Source organism: Moorella glycerini, assembly GCF_009735625.1.
In the GTDB taxonomy this organism is placed as follows: domain Bacteria; phylum Bacillota; class DSM-521; order Neomoorellales; family Neomoorellaceae; genus Neomoorella; species Neomoorella glycerini.
This window is the reverse complement of record NZ_CP046244.1, coordinates 465,435-482,627: the sequence shown is the minus strand read 5'-3', so window position 1 is coordinate 482,627 and position 17,193 is coordinate 465,435. Positions and strand designations below refer to the sequence as shown.

Here is a 17,193-nt window from a genome sequence, read left to right as displayed (position 1 = left end):
CCGTAGGGTGAACATGGCGAGTTGTTGATGCCTCCCTCCGGGAATGGGGCGGCTTGCGGATGTCAAGGGGTATATTCGCCCATAAGAGAAGTCTAACAAGTGAGGGGGTCAAGAAATGGATAAGAAGCTGGTAGATGCCATTGCCGATCTGCGTGAGGCGGAAGCTCTAAAGTTGGTCAAGGAGATGCTGGCAGGCGGCAGCGATCCTGCGGCCATCCTGGAGGAATGCCGGGAGGCCACAGTAATAGTGGGGGAACGGTTTCAGGAGGGGAAGTATTTTCTTCCGGATTTGGTCTACGTAGGGGAAATAATGACGCAAATTTCGAGCGAAGTTAAGCCCTACCTTCGTACGTCTGGCGCGGATGGCAAGAAAGGCGGCAAAGTCCTGATAGGCACTGTAAAAGGGGATATTCACGACATCGGTAAGAACATCGTAACGTTTATGCTGGAGGTGAACGGTTTCGACGTCCTGGACATCGGCGTGGATGTGCCACCGGAAACCTTTGTGGAACATATCAAGTCTTTCAAACCCCAGGTGGTGGGTCTGAGCGGCCTCTTGACCGTGGCCCATACGACCATGAAAGAAACGGTGGCTGCCATTAAAGAGGCCGGCCTGCGGGATGAAGTTAAGATAATGGTCGGCGGCGGTTCGGTGGACGAACACATACGGGCCTTCGCCGGAGCCGATGCCTACGGTCCTGACGCCGTGGCGGCGGTAACGATTGCCAAACAGTGGACGGGGGTGAAATAGCAAATGACCACCTCTCCTGAAAAACTCCTGGCGGAGCGCCGCCAGCGTATTTTAGACGCGTACGACATGAAGGTACCGGACCGGGTGCCCATTACATTGAATTTCAGTTACATGCTGGCCCGTCTTGGCGGCGTCACCAAACAGGAACTGCATGACAACCCTGATAAGGCACAGGAACTCCTCGAAAAATGGGCTCTCTACTACCAGCCGGACGCTGCCTTTGGAATAGGTACATTTGGTACTCACATGCCGAGCGTAATACTGGGCGACCGGCAGACCAAGTGGCCCGGTTACGGCCTGGGGCCGGACCAGCCCTTTCAGTTTGTTGAAGGCGAGTTCATGAAAGCCGAAGAGTATGATGAGTTTATCGAAGATCCTTCCGACTTTACGCTGCGCAAGTTTGTCCCGCGTATCTACAGCGCCCTGGAAGGATTTGCCGATTTACCTGTACTTACGTCTTTCCTGAGAGGATATGGTGGCCTAGCAGGGGTTGCAGTGCTTAACAAACCGTCCCTGCGTTCGGCGCTGGAAGCCCTGTTAAAGGTAGCGGACTGGTATGCGCAGTCGGCGACCCGGACTGCAGAGTATGCCCGCCGGATGGAGGCATTGGGCTTCCCGGTAGATGTGCGGGTCTTTGGTGCAACCACTCTGGCGCCTTTTGACCTTCTGGCCGACAATTTACGCGGCATGCGGGGAGTTTTTTTGGATATGTACCGCTGCCCGGACAAGTTATTGGCGGCCCAGGAAAAAATCCGCCGCTTCTCAGTGGAACAGGTTATTCAGACTACCAGCGCGACCGGGAGAAAACTAATCTTTATCCCGCTGCATCGCGGTTCAGACGGGTTCATGTCCATAGAACAGTTTGAGACTTTTTACTGGCCCCAGTTAAAGGCACTGATGCTGGATCTCATCAAGGCGGGGCTGAAACCATACCCGTTTTATGAAGGCGTCTGGGACCAGCGCCTCGAGTACCTGCGGGAGTTGCCAAAGGGCAAGACGATCGGCATGTTCCAAAGCAGCAATATGTTCAAGGTGAAGGAAATCGTAGGCGACGTAATGACGATAGTAGGCGGTTTCCCGGTATCGTTGCTTGAGGGTGGTTCTCATGAACAAGTGCGGGAGTATACCAGGAAAATGTGCAAGGCCCTCGGCAAGAATGGCGGTTTCATAATGTCGGCCAGCGTTGCCTTAGACGAATGTAACCCCGAGCTTGTTAAAGTGTGGGTAGATGCTACTAAAGAATATGGGACTGCGGTATGAGCAGGTAGTCTTATATAGAGCAATAGTCGGAAAACAGAAAAAACAATCTAGTTCTTTTGTTAACAAGGCAGGAATTGGTAAATGAATGTCATATTAATTTACTAACAAAAGTATTATAGACAGGTAGACAGTATATATATCTAAATGAGAAGACAATTGGTAGTATAAAAGGGCAGGGGTTAATAATATCTGGGGGGTGTTTAAGGGTAAGCCCGGACCAACCAGGTTGACTTACGCAGAGGGTATGCCAGAATATCAAGAACGCTGAAGCTATTCTTTGCTGCCGGCACTCACGGTTACATCCAGACAAAAAATTACGAGGAGGGTAAGGGGTTGCCCCTTCAGGCAACCGGTGGCTATGAAAATATTTGCTCTTTGCGGTAGCCCTAGGAAAAACAATAGCCGGACTGCCCAGCTTCTCAAGCAAGTCCTGGCTGGAGCGCAACTCGAAGGTGCGGAGACGGAATATGTCGATTTAAGTGAAAGTAAAATTAATTACTGTTTTGGTTGCGGCAAATGTCATAAGCTGGGCGAGTGTATTCAGAAAGACAGTTTTAACTCTTTATTTGGTGAAATATTACAGGCGGAAGGAATAATTTTAGGTAGTCCGGTTTATGCCGGCCATATTACGGCGCAGCTCAAGACATGGTTTGATCGGCTGGCAAACGCCATTCACTGTCAACGCCTGGCAGGAAAATACGGGATGGTGATAAGTACAGCAAACGGTTCGGGCCATGAAGATGCGGCCAATTATATGGAGAAAGTGTTGCGGCGGATAGGAGTACAGGTTGTAGACCGGATGGCATGTACAATACCTGGAGGCCTGTTGCCGGAGGAGGCAGAGCTACTTAGCCGAGCGCGGGATCTAGGTGTGACCCTGGCGCGGGCCATTGCTGAGAAGCGAGAGTTTCCCGAGCAGCTAGAAGAACAGGAGCGGCTGCGCAACCATTACCGCCAGGTGATCCTTAGAAATAAAGATGTCTGGGAGTGGGAGTACCGCTATATACAAGAAAAAGGTTGGTTATAGACTTTTTTGAGTGGAGGGTATAAAAAATATGAATGTGATGGACGCGCTGAATTCCCGTTTTACATGCCGCACATTCAAACCTGAACCTGTGGACAGGAATACAATTTATACTGTACTGGAAGGGGCATTGCGCGCTCCTTCATGGGCTAATACTCAACCCTGGGAAATCTTTGTTGCCAGCGGAAGCGCTTTACAGAGGTTGCGGGAGGCTTATCTGGGGAATTTTAGCAAAAATGTCCCGGTTAACCCGGATATCAGCAGGCCCCAAGAATGGCCTCCTGCTTTAAAGGAACGTACGCAAGAACTGGGAAGGAAGCGCTTTAATGCCCTCGGAATCGATCGCAATGATGAGCAAGGAAGACGGGCCCTTACGGAATTAAACTTTAAATTCTTCGGGGCACCCACCGTCATTTTTCTCTGCATGGATCGTACCCTGACAGCCTGGTCGATGTTTGATCTCGGTTTGCTTGCGCAGAGCATTATGCTGGCAGCCGCACAGTATGGTTTGGGCACAGCGACTGCGGTTCAGATGGCGGCTTATCCTGATTTAATCCGGGCTGAGTTAGGAGTCCCGCCGGAACTGGCCATTGTCATCGGGATTGCCCTGGGTTATATCGACTATGAACATCCCCAGAATAAATTCAGAAGCCCGCGCAGGCCAATTAGTGAAGTTGTAAGGTTTATAGATTTGTAACTATAGAAGCGCGGCTTCAATCGTGCTAGTAGGCCGTTGCTTCTTTGTCCAAAAAAGGTTCTCGCTTCGGTGTGCACATAACATAGGTCGGTATGAGCGTAATTTAGTTGAGTATGATTATTGTTAGTACGAAAATAACTCTAATCAATTGATCTTTGCCAAGAATTATTACTACCAGTTAAGGCGTAAAAAGGCAATAACAAGTTAGCAAATGCATGAACTTGCATCAGCCGGGTTAATCCTTCTGGAGAATGCAACTGTTAAACGACCTGGGTGACTTCTCTTACCTCGAGACCCAGCTTCCGGGCCTCTGCAATAATTTTTTTAACCCGAAATCTTTCCTGGTAGCCATGGCTTCCAAGTTGTGGACCTTGGCGTAGATGTACCGGCCGAGAAGTTCGTGGACGCAGTGCGCGAAACCGGTGCAAAAGTATTGGGTCTCAGTGCCCTGCTAAACTCCACCTATCCGGAGATGAAGGGTGTCGTTGATGCCATTACCGAAGCGGGGCTAAGGGATCAGGTCCAGATCATCATCGGCGGTACGATTTGTAGCGAGACTGTTCGCCAGTATACCGGTGCTGATGCGTTTGCTACCGATGCTCAGACTGGAGTGAATTTCTGTAAGCGCGTTTATGCTTAATTGCCTGCAATAACTAGTTCCTAATTTCGAAGCCGGACTACCCATTATCATACCACAAAATCACCTGCAAATTCCAGTGGTGGAAGGTGTGGAATTGTCTAGCAAACCACAACTTCCACCACTGGTAACACTCTTTCGAGAGAATATTGCTATTACGGGCCGGATAATACACCATTCCATTATCCAGCTGGCTTATTAGAAGCCAAACGTAATTAGTGTTGCACATGTGGCAAATGTCACCAATTGGGCGAATGCATCCAAAAGAATGAATTTAATCCTTTGCCTAAATAAAATAATGGATACCGAGATAATTATGGGAAATCTGGTTTATACAAGATTAAACGCGCAATTTAAGACATGAGATGACGCGATAGGACGTTTAGACTAGATTTAAAAGGTAGGAGGAGAAAAAATGACATTAGCAAAAGACAAGCCAGGAAATCCTGGGACAGAAGAGCTGCCGCTCGTTTGGTATAGTTGGGTCGTAGCAGTGCTATGCCTGCTGAGTTATGCGGTTTCTTTTGTCTCCAGAAACGTATGGTCAACAGCACTCCCGGTTGCAGCTCCCGCTTTGAAGCTGAGTATGACCCAAGCTGGAGGCTTAATGACCGCTTTTTATATTGGATACGTTGCCGCTAATTTCTTTTCAGGCTTTTTTGTCGACCGTTTTGGCCCGCGGAAGACGCTGGCTGCAGCCTCGTTTTTTACCGGCTTGTTTACGCTTTTGATCCCCTTCGCAAGTAGTTACGTTACGATCTTTCTCTTGCGTGTAGGCGCAGGTATTGCGGCTGGCCCATTGTTCTCAGGTGGTGTGAAGTTTCAACTGGCATGGTTCCCGCAGAAAGCCAGGGCAACGGCCATGGGGTTAGTGATGACCGGACCGGCTTTAGGCGGGGTTATAGCTAACGGTGCCTTTGCTCCTCTAATTCAGGCCAAAGGATGGCAAACAGGTTTTAAAATAGCTGCGCTTGTAACCCTGACAGTAGCTGTGCTCACCTTCTTTTTTGCTAAAGAGAGAGGATCTGCTTTGGGTACTGCCTCTAAATCGGTGCGGGTATTAACCCCGGAAGAAAAAGCGGCAGACAGGAAAGCTTTGCTTGCTGTCCTTTTAAAGCGCTCGTTCATTGTAGGTTGTGTTGCACAGATGGTGATGGTCGGTATTGGCCAGGGGTGGACTACGTGGATTATGCTCTATTTTACCAAAGTCCAGGGGTTTTCTCTGGCTAAGGCAGGAGCGCTTCTTGCGGGGACAGGTTTAGTTGCTTTATTTACTGGTACTTCCGTCGGGATAATTTCCGACCTGTTAAAGGCGCGTAAAAAGCCCTGTTATATAGGCGCCGTTGGTGGATTCGTTTTTACTGCCGCTTTGCTTTTCACTACGAATGTTGCCTTGTTAACAACATTTTTGGTCCTTAGGATTATAATCGGGGCGTTTTTAAGTCTTATTAACACCATGCAGGCAGAAACAGTGGTAGGGCCTTATGCCGGGAGGGCCATGGGGATTTACAATGGAATATGCCAGTTAGGGTCGGTAATTTTCCCGGTAGTGCTGGGGTTGCTCCTCGATGTTAGCGGTGGGAATTTCTTCATTGTCTTGATGTCGCTGGCCACAGCCTATTTGGTGGTTGGTCTGCTTGTCGGTTTTGGAATGGAAGAGACTGTTAAAGTGACTACAAAGCCAACGGCGGCTGCTTAAATGTAGACTGTTAATTACAACTAAGGGAGGAATTTCAGATGTCGAACGAGGTCAAGGAACTTTATAACCAGAGGCTGGGACGTTACCAGGCAGCTATTGCCCTGGAGCCTACCGATCGCGTGCCTCTAGCATTCGCGACTAACTATTTTGCTGAAAAAATCTCAGGCTACACGTATCAGCAGATTATGTACGATCCCCAAATCTGGGCCCAAATGGAAGTTGACTTCGCGAAAAAGTACCCGGAGGTGGATACGTTCCGGACCAACATCTCCTGGGCTCCTCCCTGGGATATTACAAACCATCGCCTCTGGAAAGTCCCGGGGCGTGATCTTCCGCCCACATCCTTGCAGCAGTTTAATGAGCAGGAATGGATGAAGGCTGATGAGTACAGGATGTTCATCGAAGACCCGGCAGGTTACAGGATGAATGTTTATCTGCCTCGCATCCTTGGCGAGTTCAGTGAAAGAGGTTCCACCCGCTCCTATGTAGCCTTTTTGAAGTCGGGCATAGCCATGGGGATGGTCGCCGCGATAAACCGGGAACGAGTTACCCGGTTGAAAAATGAAGCTGGAATGCCGGTACCGGTTATGGGTGGCTTTACCGCGCCTTTTGATTTCCTATCCGATGCTTATCGTGGCTTTAATGGGATTATGAGGGACATGTTCAGGCAGCCGGATAACGTCCTCGAGGCTTGCGAGGTGATATTAGAATTTCAATTGACCAGGGCCTTAGCTACCGCCGATCCGCAAAAGCAGTTGCCAATTTTCATCGCTACCCATAAGCCTTGCTTCCTGTCGCCAAAGCAATTTGATACATTCTACTGGCCGACATTCAAGAAGGGTGTCATGAAGTTGATTGAAGCGGGCTATAAGTTCCGGGTCTTCCTGGAAGGTAATTGGGGCCCGCACTGGCACCATATGGCGGAATTCCCCAAAGGGACAGTCCTGTGTGATATCGATAACGAGGCCGATATCTTTAAAGCCAAATCAGATTTTGGGTTCCAGCAGTGCATTACTGGTGGCATTCCTACCGACATGCTGATCCTGGGTAGTCCTGAAGAGGTCCGCGAGAGGGTCAAGCTGTTGTGCGAAACTGTCGGCAAGGACGGTGGCTGGATACCCAATGGTCCCGGTCACATCCCGCAGGATACCAGACCGGAAAACTTCCGCGCCCTTATCGACGCTGTAATGGAATACGGCAGGTACCATGACGGCCCACCCCCGGCGCCCAAGACTGCCCCGGCGGGGACAGGATACGTAAAATTTCCCGAGGCAGGTGTTGTTACACCGTGGGAAGTCATCAAGGCGGAAAATGGCTGGACAATTCCTGGCGATGAGCAGTTGATCAAGCAGTGGTGGGATCGGTTCGAGAGGATGGCCTACAGCTGGCTGCTTAGTCAGTAGAAAGGAGAAACATAAATATGACCAATATTGCAGAAGCCTTGAGAGATTTAAACGAAGACAGAGTAAGTGCCCTTGTAGATGAAAAACTCCAACAGGGTATCTCTCCCGTGGATATTATCAAAGAGTGCAATGAAGGAATTGCAGCCGTAGGGGACCTTTTCGCCTCCGGCCAGTATTACTTAACAGAGTTGATGTTTTCCGCCGAGATCCTGCAGGGCGTTATGGCCAAGCTGGAACCGCTGCTGGCGAGTATCGGCGGGGGAGAACAGTCAGCCGGGACAGTAGTGATCGGTACTGTTAAAGGCACATATCCATGACATTGGCAAGAACATAGTTGTCAAGCTCCTGCGCAGTCATGGCTTCCAGGTCGTAGACCTTGGCGTTGATGTACCGGCCGAGAAATTTGTAGATGCAGTGCGTGAGACCAGGGCAAAGGTATTGGGTCTCAGTGCCCTCCTCAACTCCACCTACCCGGAGATGAAAAGTGTGGTTGATGCCATTACCGCAGCAGGGGTAAGGGATCAGGTCCAGATCATTATCGGCGGTACGATTTGCAGTGAGATTGTCCGCCGCTATACAGGCGCTGACGCCTTTGCTACCGACGCTCAGACGGGAGTAAGCTTTTGTAAACGCGTTTTTGGCTAATCTCCTGTAAGAGCGGCCGGTCGTGTCTTCGTTTTAAACCCCGGCTTAAAATCAGTGGTGGAAGGTGGATAATTGTCCTGCAAACTACAACTTCCACCACTGCCTACCTTCTTTCGTAAGAATATTGCTGTTGGAGGCCGGAAAATCCAGGTAACCTTAGGGGGGAGAAAGAAATGGCAGGCTTAAGTAACGTTATATATTTTGCGTATTTTTTTCAAGAATTTGCACTCGGATTCTTGACAACGATGGGAGTACAATATATTGCCTTTTTTTTAACAGATACTGCGTTGATCCCTACGGCCGTTGTAGCAACAATTTTGTTGATTGGCAGAATCGTAGACGTTATTGATGTACCTATTATCGGCATGATTGTTGAAAAGAGCAACCTTCCGTGGGGAAAGTACAGGTCATGGCTCTTTATAGCCGCACCTTTGGTAGTTGTCTTTAATTTGCTAATGTTTACTGATTTAAACGTAAGTATGTCTATTAAGGTTGCTTATCTTAGCACAGCCTATATACTATCGTATGTATTTGTCAATTTTTGCTCCACTTCCCGGTTTGCCTTGCTGCCGACCTTTACCTCTGACCAGGATGAAAGGGCAAAACTAGCGGTAAGGAGAGGGCAGGGCGCGACCCTGGGCCAGGCGTTGAGGGGCGCCGTTACTGTACCACTAATCGCGTTTCTGGGCGGCGGTAACGATGCCAGAGGTTATTTCTTAACAGTGATTATTTACGGTGCCATCGTCATCGGTGGCCTTTACTGGCTGGCTTACCTCGCTAAAGATTATGACCGGCCCGGTGCTACGAAGGGACAGAAATCGCCAAGCGTAAAAGAGATCATTATTCAGCTTGGAACAAATAAACCTTTGCTTATTTTAATGTTATCAAATATAACCCTATTAACGGCAACTAATATCCTGACCGGTTTTGGAATGTACTATTTCAGGTATGTTGTTGGTAACCTAATGCTGATTTCCCTTTATCTCCCGGTTACTTTTATGGGTGGATTTATAGGGAATAGTGTCTCCCAGTATATATCAATAAAATATGACAAAAAGATAACGTATATTTTAGGTGTTGCTTTCTGGTTTTTAGGTATGTTGCTGGTATATCTTTTTGCCGGGAAAAATGCTGTTTTATTTATAGCTTTTGTGACTGTGGCGCAGTTCGGCTACGGGCTGGCCAATGCGACAATACCGGCTTTTTTCTCGGATACTGCTGATTATGGCGAATGGAAAACAGGAAAAAGTGTTAGAGCTGTAAATATGGGCCTTCTTATTTTCCCGATTAAAATTGGGGTATTGTTAGGTGGCGCGATAGCAGCATACGGACTTGCCTATATCGGCTTTGTTGCGGGTACGAAAGACCCAGTAATAATCCAAAACATTAGGACGATGACTGCTGTACTGCCCATGCTTGTTAGTATATTAGCAGCCGTGATTATGTACTTTTATCCCTTAACTAAGGATAAAGTAAGACTATTACAGCAAGAGATAAAAAGCAGGGTTAGCGCTCAGCTCTCCTAATGGATAATTATTTACTTTGCCCGGCGTCTTATATGCCGATCATATCACCCGGAGGCACATCCCGTAATGGTGGATTAACGAAGTCGTAAAACATTTTGAGGGAGGTGTTTAACTATAAACGAAATATACAGGTGATCGCTGTGCTCTAATGCGGAGGATTATAAACTAAAAAGGGGGTGGGAGGAATCGACAGGTGGGCTGGACCTGGCTGTTGGACGAAAAAAACAGGAAAACTAGTTTTTGCAGGCTATTCTAAAATTTTAGCTGGTAAAACAACAATATAAATTTTACTAAAGGAGAGTGCCTTTATGAAGAAACCGTTAAGCAAGGCCATAAGAAATTTTTATGGCATTGGCGACCTTGGATTCTCTCTAATGACAAGCGTTGAACTTTTTTTGTTTGTATTCTTTTTAACAAACGTAGCAAAGTTTTCGCTTCCTATGGTTGCCCTTATCGGGTCGATAACAAGTATCGTCGATGCGGTTTTATCTCCATTTTACGGTGCTATTATTAGCGGTACGAAACCATTAAAATGGGGTCGTAATCGCTCCTGGATGCTCATAGCTCCGCCGTTTGTTGTGGTGCTGTACATGTTTCAGTATACAAAAATCGGTCCAGAACCGGTTGCGGCGGCAATTATTTGTGCCGGATTTATCTTAAGTCATATTGTATGGAATATCCCCTGGGTGGCAAACGTTTCTTTAATCCCGGTCCTGGCCAATAATCCTGATGAGCGTAGTCTATTGGCTTCAAGACGTGGTGCCTGGACTTCCCTATCAGGCGTCTTCTTTTCCTATATCGGCCCTCCTCTGGCGATTTACCTTGGCAAAGTCACTAATAATGAGGTGTTAGGGTATACGTTATTAGCAGGAATTATGGCTTTCCTGATGATGATCGGATACTGGACAGTATTTAAGATTACCGAGGGATATGAACCTACAGCAGAAGAAATACAAGGCGCTGCCGCGTCGGCATCAGGCAGAGTCACCGTTGGCGATATGTTAAAGACTCTTTTTCAAAACCCACCCCTTATCGTACTGTTGATCGGGGACTTTTTTAGGTATATGGTAAATTTCATTATGACAGCAGCGGCGGCGTATTACTTCACCTATGTTGCCCAGAACATGGCACTGTTTCCGACTTATCTCTTGCTGGGAGCCATAGCTCAGGTAATAGGTGCATATATTGCCGGCCCGCTGGCTAAAGCGGTATCAACAAGAACTGCATCAGTTATTGGCCTTTTTGGCCTGGCTGCCTCATTGATCATATGTAAATTTGTTGCCATGAACCTGATATTGTTTTTTATAGTAGTATTAATTGCAAGATTACTGCTTGGGGAATTGGCGGCTGTCATGGTAAGCCTGTACTCGGACGTTTCGGTATATGGAGAATGGAAAACCGGGAAAAATGCCTCCTCCTTTGTTATGGGCCTGATGAACCTCTCGCTTAAAACAGCGATTATATCAAGGGGGACCATAATCCCTATGGTCCTGGCTGCAGCTGGCTTCGTCGCAGGAGCCAATCCCAATACTGCTTCTTTAGAACTCAAAAACGCAGTAATCAATGTCTTCCTTTTTATCCCGGGTATTTTTGCATTAGTCTCGGCATTAATAGTAGCGCTGGGCTACAGGTTGACAAAAGAAAAGCTTATTGCCTATCAAAATGAGATTGAGCAAAGAAAGGCGGTAGCAATTTAGTTTTTCAGCTCGAAGGTAAAAAAACGCAGTGCCGCCGTAAAACGCCATCGTTTTACGGCGGCCTCTTTATAAACACCGGCAAAAAAATTGTTACCTTAGCAGGAATTATCAAATTGAAGTAGAATATATGTATAAACAAGAAGACAAGGTGGGACAGCCTTGATTGCTTCTTAAATAGAGATTTTAAATGTGGAGGGACATAGTAGATGTTAATTATTGGCGAAAAACTTAATAGTGCAATTCCTAATATCTGTCAAATTATTAATGACAAAGATGCTGCTGCCGTAAAAGAGCTGGCGCTTAAGCAAGTAGAGGCCGGAGCAGACTATTTAGATTTGAATACGGCCCATTGCAATGAAGTGGATGATATGGAATGGCTTGTGCGTACAGTTCAGGAGGTGACAGATATTCCCCTCTGCATCGACAGTACTTCGGCTGAAGCGATTAAAAAGGGTTTGGATACTGTCGCGGGGGACAAAAGCAAAGTCATGATAAACTCCGTATCTCTAGAGAAAAACCGTCTTGAGGGAATGTTACCGTTGATAATTGAATACCAGTGCCCGGTAATTGGTCTAACTGCAGATGAAAATGGCATCCCCAAAACTGCGGAAGATAGGGTCAGGATTACGGAACGCATGATCGAAATATTGACCAAGTACAATTATGACCTGAATAACCTTTATATCGACCCCCTGGTACTACCCCTGGCAGCAAGCCATACAAATGCGAGTATATTTTTCCAATCCGTGGCTGAGATCAAGCGTTTATTTAAGGTTAAAACGGTATCGGGATTAAGCAACATTTCATATAACATGCCTAAAAGGAAGCTTATCAACCGTTATTTTTTAACGATTAGCATGGCTTTCGGTATGGATGCCGCTATTCTTGATCCCCTGGATAAAAAAATTATGACTGCGGTTACAACTACCAATTTATTATTGGGTAATGATCGGTTTGGCAAGGACTTTTTAATGTCTTACCGTAAAGGTAAATTGGAGGACTAATTTATAAACTGGAAGACGACTTGATTAAGAAAGGATGAAAAAAGATGGCAGTAGAAAATAAACCCGTAGAAGCCACACGCACCAGCGAAATGCCAATAACCTGGTACAGTTGGATTATAATTGCCTTATGTATGTTAAGCTACGCTGTTTCCTTTGTTGACCGGAACGTTTGGTCTACCGCCATTCCTGTTGCAGCACCAGCTATGAAATTGAGCATGACGGCTGCAGGGGGATTGATGACTGCATTTTACATCGGCTATGTAGTGGCCAATTTCGTTTCCGGATGGTTTGTGGACCGGTTCGGACCCCGTTTGACCCTGGGTTTATCATCGCTTGTTACAGGCCTTTTTACTCTCCTTTTGCCCTTCGGCAACAGCTACGCGACCCTCTTTATATTGCGCATTATAGCGGGAGCGGGAAGCGGCGCATTGTTTTCGGCCGGAGTGAAATTCCAGCTGGGATGGTTTCCTAAAAGCGCAAGGGCGACTGCCATGGGGATTATGATGACGGGGCCGACCTTAGGCTCAGCCATTGCCAGCGGTGCCCTGGCGCCGGTAATCCGTACTTCCGGATGGCAAACCGCTTTTACTTATGCAGGTATTATGACCATTGTAGTAGCATTAGCCGTGCTATTATTTGCCAAAGAGCGGGGGATAGCCAAGGCCAGTCCAAAGGGGGCAATCGGCGCGGGAAGCGGCGATGCTACCAAACCGGTGACAACGCAGAGCTTTTTATCCCTGGTATTAAAACGGTCATTTTTATTGGGTTGTATTGCCTGTTTCTTATCCATTGGCGCTAACCAAGGGTTTACTACTTGGATCATAGCCTATTTTACCAAGGTGCGTGGTTTTTCGCTGGTTGTAGCAGGTGGAATTTTTGCTGCTTCAAGCATGGTTGGTCTGTTTGGTCCAACTCTAGCCGGTTTTCTTTGTGACTTATTAAAGCGGCGCAAAGCGGTGTGTTTAGTAGGTGCAGTGGGTGTTGCCTTGATAATAGTTGCATTGGCTCTTACCACCAATACCAGTGTGTTGTGGGGAATTATGCTGGTCAGGGGCCTCATAGGGCCGTTTTTAGGTATTCCCCTGAATACATTGCAGGCAGAATCTGTCGCCGGGCCTCAGGCAGGCAGCGCTATGGGTTTTTATAATGGAATAGCTCAGTTAGGCTCGGTGGTTTTTCCGATAGGCCTCGGTTTAATCCTTGACTTAACGGCAAATAACTATTTCATCGTTTTGATGGCTATTGCCATCACCTATCTCCTGTGTGGTACGCTCATTGCGTTTATGGATGAGAAGCGTGCAACTATCGTGAATACAAAAACTGCAACAGCTTAAACTGATGTGGAAGCCACCATCCCTGTTTACTTTGACAAAAGGATTATGACTGCGGTTACAATTACCAATTTGCTATCGGAACACTAAGGACATTTTATTGGCTTGCCGTAAAGCCACTTAAGGAGGAAGGCGAGAATGGCGTTAGAAAACAGGCCTTCGGAAGCCACGCGCGTCGACGAAATGCCAATAACCTGGTACAGCTGGGTTATAATTGCCCTGTGTATGTTAAGCTACGCTGTTTCCTTTGTTGATCGGAACGTTTGGCCGACAGCCATCCCTGTTGCGGCGCCGGCCATGAATTTGAGTATGACTGCAGCGGGAGGGCTGATGACAGCCTTCTACATCGGCTATGTAATTTCCAATTTCGTTTCCGGATGGTTTGTGGACCGGTTCGGGCCCCGTTTGACTTTAGGATTATCATCGATTATTTCCGGCCTGTTTACTCTCCTTTTGCCCTTCGGCAACAGCTACGCGACCCTCTTTATATTGCGCATGATTGCGGGAGCGGGAAGCGGCGCATTGTTTTCGGCCGGAGTGAAATTCCAGCTGGGATGGTTTCCTAAAAGCGCAAGGGCGACTGCCATGGGGATCATGATGACAGGTCCGACTTTAGGTGCAGCCATTGCTAGCGGTGCCCTGGCGCCGGTAATCCGTACTTCATGGAAAATGGGCTTCATATATGCTGGAATTATGACCCTTGCAGTAGCAATTGTCGTACTTTTATTTGCCAAAGAGCGCGGGATAGCCAAGGCCAGTCCAAAGGGGGCAATCGGCGCGGGAAGCGGCGATGCTACTAAACCGGTGACTATGCAGAGCTTTTTATCCCTGGTATTAAAACGGTCATTTTTATTGGGTTGTATTGCCTGTTTCTTATCAATCGGTGCCAATCAAGGATATACAACCTGGATTATTGCCTATTTTACCAAGGTGCGTGGATTTTCGCTGGTGGTCGCGGCTTCCATTTTTGCAGCTTCAAGTATGGTAGGCTTATTTGGGCCAACACTAGCCGGTTTTCTTTGTGACTTATTAAAACGCCGCAAAGCGGTGTGTATTATGGGCTCAGCTTGCGTAGCCATAATAACCGTAGCTTTGGCACTTACGACAAATACCGGTTTACTGTGGGGAATTATGCTGGCGAAGGGTCTAATAGCACCATTTTTAGGTATTCCCCTTAATACATTGCAGGCAGAATCTGTCGCCGGGCCTCAGGCAGGCAGCGCTATGGGTTTTTCCTGAGTTTATCAGTTGCGACATTTTACTGATTCAAGAACCCAGATAAAATCTAGCTTTGGGCGTTAAAAATAGCCCAAAAAGCGAAAAACGTAGTGGCAACTAATATTGTGAAATACCAAATATTATCTAGACAATAGGCAATGTTAGTGGTATCATTTAAGCATGTTCATCAAAATAACTAAAACCAAAAACCACCAGTACGTCCAGCTAGTCCAATCTTACCGGGAAAATGGAGCTGTTAAACACAAGGTCCTCCTCAATCTCGGTCGCCTGGACGAGATTGAAAACAACCCCAGCTTTCAAAGACTTGGTAAGCGCCTCTTAGAATTGTCCAAGGCCAGGGAGGTGACCAGTTTAGCCAGCTTTTCCGAGGCGCAGATCAAGAACTGGGGCTATGTGGTCTACCAGAAGATCTGGAACCAATTTGAGCTACCCAAACTTTTAAAGAAGATCAGTGCCAAACGTAAGGTACAATTCGAATTAAGCGACGCCAGTTTTCTTATGGCTATCCAGCACCTCCTTGAACCCAGGAGTAAATTAGGTACCTACAACTACCAGCACCGTTATGCCAGTTTACCCGACGTAGCCTTAAACCACCTCTACCGCTCCTTGGATTTACTCTGCGAGTATAAAGAGTTGTTGGAGGAGGAGATGTTCCAAAAGAACCGCCACCTTTTTAACATGCAGGTGGATGTGGTTTTTTATGATGTAACGACCTTTTCCTTTGCCAGCGTCGAAGCCGACACTTTACGCGATTTCGGCTTCAGTAAAGACGGTAAGTTCAACGAAGTCCAGGTGGTATTGGGCCTGCTTATTGATTGCGAGGGGCGGCCCATTGGCTATGAGCTTTTCCCCGGCAATACCTTTGACGGCAAGACCCTGGAGACGGCCTTAGAAAAGCTGGAAAAACGTTTTGGCCTGCGCCGGGTGATCATCGTCGCCGACCGGGGGATCAACAGCAAGCTTAACTTAAAACGCATAGTGGAACGGGGCTACAGCTACATCTTTGCCGCCCGCATCAAGAGCATGAAAAAAGAGATTACCGATATGATATTGGACGAAAATGGCTACCAGGAGATAAAGGACGATGAAGGAGAAGTCCTTCGCTACAAGGTTATCGAGTACATAAACGAATTCACCGCTGAAGGGAAAAAATACAAATTACCCGAAAAACTGATCGTCACCTACTCCAGCCGGCGGGCGGAAAAAGACCGGGCCGACCGGGAAAGGTTAATCGAGAAAGCCCAAACCCTTTTAGAAAGCAAGGCCAAAATCCAGGCCAGCAACAAACGTGGCGGCAAGAAATACCTCAAAGAAATAGACTGTACGGGCACGTGGATACTGGACGAAGAAGCCATTGCCCGGGACAAACAATTTGACGGCTACTACGGCATCCAGACCAGCGAGAAAGAAATGAGTGCCAAAGACATCCTGGATGCTTACCATAACCTGTGGCGGATTGAAGAATCTTTTCGCGTCATGAAAAGCACCCTGAAAGTCCGGCCGGTTTTTCACTGGACCGAAAGGCGGATTAAAGGACACTTTGTAATTTGCTTCCTCGCCTTTCTTCTCGAACGCACTCTGGAATTCAAGCTCCGGCAAGCGGTGGAAAATGCCTCGCCGGCAGAAATCCGGGAAGCGTTAAACTCCCTCAACTTTGCCGAGGTAGAGATCAAAGGAGAGGTGTTCTTTATCAAGACCCAGAGTACAGAGTTGAGCAAAAAGATCCTGCGCCTAATGCGGATTGCACCGCCGGGAAACATTACCCGTGTAGAGGAGTTTGCTGCCCGCTGGCAGGACCGGTTGTAGTGGCAAAATGCGCGTCTTGTTTTCTATTTTTCTAGGTTTTATGCGGGTTCTAGGGATTCAACTGATAAAGTCAGGTATTATGGGCTCAGCTTGCGTAGCCATAATAACCGTAGCTTTGGCACTTACGACAAATACCGGTTTACTGTGGGGAATTATGCTGGCGAAGGGTCTAATAGCACCATTTTTAGGTATTCCCCTTAATACATTGCAGGCAGAATCTGTCGCCGGGCCTCAGGCAGGCAGCGCTATGGGTTTTTATAATGGAATAGCCCAGTTAGGTTCGGTGGTATTTCCAATCAGCCTAGGGCTAATACTCGATCTGACCGGAAATAACTATTTTGTCGTCCTGATGGCAATCGCCACAACCTATGCGTTGTGCGGGGCTTTGATTGCCTTTATGGATGAAAAAAGAGCCGTTATTGTAAGGACAAAGATGGCAACTGCATGAGTTATTTAATTTAAATTAATACTACA

At 47.4% G+C, this 17,193-nt stretch carries 17 protein-coding genes; all 17 read left to right on the top strand.

The window, feature by feature from the left end; all coding sequences use genetic code 11:
- The first annotated feature begins 115 nt into the window (after nt 1–115).
- The 17 genes from MGLY_RS02375 (at nt 116) to MGLY_RS02305 (ending at nt 17,167) form a co-directional block, all read left to right on the top strand.
- Nucleotides 116–751: a cobalamin B12-binding domain-containing protein gene (locus MGLY_RS02375; protein WP_156271570.1), complete on the top strand. Its 636-nt coding sequence runs from the start codon at nt 116–118 to the stop codon at nt 749–751.
- A 3-nt stretch (nt 752–754) separates the two neighbouring features.
- Nucleotides 755–2,011: a uroporphyrinogen decarboxylase family protein gene (locus MGLY_RS02370; RefSeq protein ID WP_156271569.1), complete on the top strand. Its 1,257-nt coding sequence runs from the start codon at nt 755–757 to the stop codon at nt 2,009–2,011.
- A 358-nt stretch (nt 2,012–2,369) separates the two neighbouring features.
- Nucleotides 2,370–3,038 (top strand): flavodoxin family protein, encoded by a 669-nt coding sequence (locus tag MGLY_RS02365; protein WP_246187465.1) that lies wholly within the window; start codon nt 2,370–2,372, stop codon nt 3,036–3,038.
- 28 nt (nt 3,039–3,066) lie between these two features.
- Complete coding sequence (locus MGLY_RS02360; RefSeq protein ID WP_211662034.1) at nt 3,067–3,732, top strand: nitroreductase; 666 nt, start codon at nt 3,067–3,069, stop codon at nt 3,730–3,732.
- Nucleotides 3,733–3,983: 251 nt separating this feature from the next.
- On the top strand, nt 3,984–4,112 hold the full coding sequence (locus tag MGLY_RS18405; protein ID WP_277997886.1) for a hypothetical protein: 129 nt from the start codon (nt 3,984–3,986) through the stop codon (nt 4,110–4,112).
- A complete protein-coding gene (locus MGLY_RS02355) occupies nt 4,097–4,372 on the top strand; it encodes a cobalamin B12-binding domain-containing protein (protein ID WP_246187397.1) in 276 nt (91 codons plus the stop codon). Before MGLY_RS18405 ends, MGLY_RS02355 begins: the two co-directional genes overlap by 16 nt.
- 412 nt (nt 4,373–4,784) lie before the next feature.
- Nucleotides 4,785–6,068, top strand: coding sequence for an MFS transporter (locus MGLY_RS02350; protein WP_156271565.1), 1,284 nt, complete (start codon nt 4,785–4,787; stop codon nt 6,066–6,068).
- A 38-nt stretch (nt 6,069–6,106) separates the two neighbouring features.
- Nucleotides 6,107–7,471: a uroporphyrinogen decarboxylase family protein gene (locus tag MGLY_RS02345; RefSeq protein ID WP_156271564.1), complete on the top strand. Its 1,365-nt coding sequence runs from the start codon at nt 6,107–6,109 to the stop codon at nt 7,469–7,471.
- A 17-nt stretch (nt 7,472–7,488) separates the two neighbouring features.
- Nucleotides 7,489–7,788 (top strand): cobalamin B12-binding domain-containing protein, encoded by a 300-nt coding sequence (locus MGLY_RS17955; protein ID WP_211662032.1) that lies wholly within the window; start codon nt 7,489–7,491, stop codon nt 7,786–7,788.
- Nucleotides 7,766–8,116 (top strand): cobalamin B12-binding domain-containing protein, encoded by a 351-nt coding sequence (locus tag MGLY_RS17950; protein WP_211662123.1) that lies wholly within the window; start codon nt 7,766–7,768, stop codon nt 8,114–8,116. The genes MGLY_RS17955 and MGLY_RS17950 overlap by 23 nt, the downstream gene beginning before the upstream one ends.
- Nucleotides 8,117–8,289: 173 nt before the next feature.
- On the top strand, nt 8,290–9,642 hold the full coding sequence (locus tag MGLY_RS02335; RefSeq protein ID WP_156271563.1) for an MFS transporter: 1,353 nt from the start codon (nt 8,290–8,292) through the stop codon (nt 9,640–9,642).
- Nucleotides 9,643–9,950: 308 nt separating this feature from the next.
- Nucleotides 9,951–11,339, top strand: a complete 1,389-nt coding sequence (locus MGLY_RS02330; RefSeq protein ID WP_156271562.1) for an MFS transporter — start codon at nt 9,951–9,953, stop codon at nt 11,337–11,339.
- 206 nt (nt 11,340–11,545) lie between these two features.
- Nucleotides 11,546–12,343: a dihydropteroate synthase gene (locus MGLY_RS02325; RefSeq protein WP_156271561.1), complete on the top strand. Its 798-nt coding sequence runs from the start codon at nt 11,546–11,548 to the stop codon at nt 12,341–12,343.
- A gap of 44 nt (nt 12,344–12,387) precedes the next feature.
- Nucleotides 12,388–13,677 carry an MFS transporter gene (locus tag MGLY_RS02320; RefSeq protein WP_156271560.1) on the top strand — a complete coding sequence of 430 codons (1,290 nt, stop codon included), beginning with the start codon at nt 12,388–12,390 and terminating at the stop codon, nt 13,675–13,677.
- A gap of 135 nt (nt 13,678–13,812) precedes the next feature.
- Entirely contained in the window at nt 13,813–14,913 is a 1,101-nt protein-coding gene (locus MGLY_RS02315) for an MFS transporter (RefSeq protein WP_156271559.1), read from the top strand.
- A gap of 159 nt (nt 14,914–15,072) precedes the next feature.
- Entirely contained in the window at nt 15,073–16,719 is a 1,647-nt protein-coding gene (locus MGLY_RS02310) for an IS1634 family transposase (protein ID WP_156271558.1), read from the top strand.
- A gap of 7 nt (nt 16,720–16,726) precedes the next feature.
- Complete coding sequence (locus MGLY_RS02305; protein WP_170290894.1) at nt 16,727–17,167, top strand: MFS transporter; 441 nt, start codon at nt 16,727–16,729, stop codon at nt 17,165–17,167.
- Nucleotides 17,168–17,193: the final 26 nt, after the last annotated feature.

Bases quoted from the DNA above. Each gene is read 5' to 3' on its own strand.
- MGLY_RS02375 (WP_156271570.1), top strand. From the start codon at position 116: ATGGATAAGAAGCTGGTAGATGCCATTGCCGATCTGCGTGAGGCGGAA.
- MGLY_RS02370 (WP_156271569.1), top strand. From the start codon at position 755: ATGACCACCTCTCCTGAAAAACTCCTGGCGGAGCGCCGCCAGCGTATT.
- MGLY_RS02365 (WP_246187465.1), top strand. From the start codon at position 2,370: ATGAAAATATTTGCTCTTTGCGGTAGCCCTAGGAAAAACAATAGCCGG.
- MGLY_RS02360 (WP_211662034.1), top strand. From the start codon at position 3,067: ATGAATGTGATGGACGCGCTGAATTCCCGTTTTACATGCCGCACATTC.
- MGLY_RS18405 (WP_277997886.1), top strand. From the start codon at position 3,984: ATGCAACTGTTAAACGACCTGGGTGACTTCTCTTACCTCGAGACCCAG.
- MGLY_RS02350 (WP_156271565.1), top strand. From the start codon at position 4,785: ATGACATTAGCAAAAGACAAGCCAGGAAATCCTGGGACAGAAGAGCTG.
- MGLY_RS02345 (WP_156271564.1), top strand. From the start codon at position 6,107: ATGTCGAACGAGGTCAAGGAACTTTATAACCAGAGGCTGGGACGTTAC.
- MGLY_RS17955 (WP_211662032.1), top strand. From the start codon at position 7,489: ATGACCAATATTGCAGAAGCCTTGAGAGATTTAAACGAAGACAGAGTA.
- MGLY_RS02335 (WP_156271563.1), top strand. From the start codon at position 8,290: ATGGCAGGCTTAAGTAACGTTATATATTTTGCGTATTTTTTTCAAGAA.
- MGLY_RS02330 (WP_156271562.1), top strand. From the start codon at position 9,951: ATGAAGAAACCGTTAAGCAAGGCCATAAGAAATTTTTATGGCATTGGC.
- MGLY_RS02325 (WP_156271561.1), top strand. From the start codon at position 11,546: ATGTTAATTATTGGCGAAAAACTTAATAGTGCAATTCCTAATATCTGT.
- MGLY_RS02320 (WP_156271560.1), top strand. From the start codon at position 12,388: ATGGCAGTAGAAAATAAACCCGTAGAAGCCACACGCACCAGCGAAATG.
- MGLY_RS02315 (WP_156271559.1), top strand. From the start codon at position 13,813: ATGGCGTTAGAAAACAGGCCTTCGGAAGCCACGCGCGTCGACGAAATG.
- MGLY_RS02310 (WP_156271558.1), top strand. From the start codon at position 15,073: ATGTTCATCAAAATAACTAAAACCAAAAACCACCAGTACGTCCAGCTA.
- MGLY_RS02305 (WP_170290894.1), top strand. From the start codon at position 16,727: ATGCGCGTCTTGTTTTCTATTTTTCTAGGTTTTATGCGGGTTCTAGGG.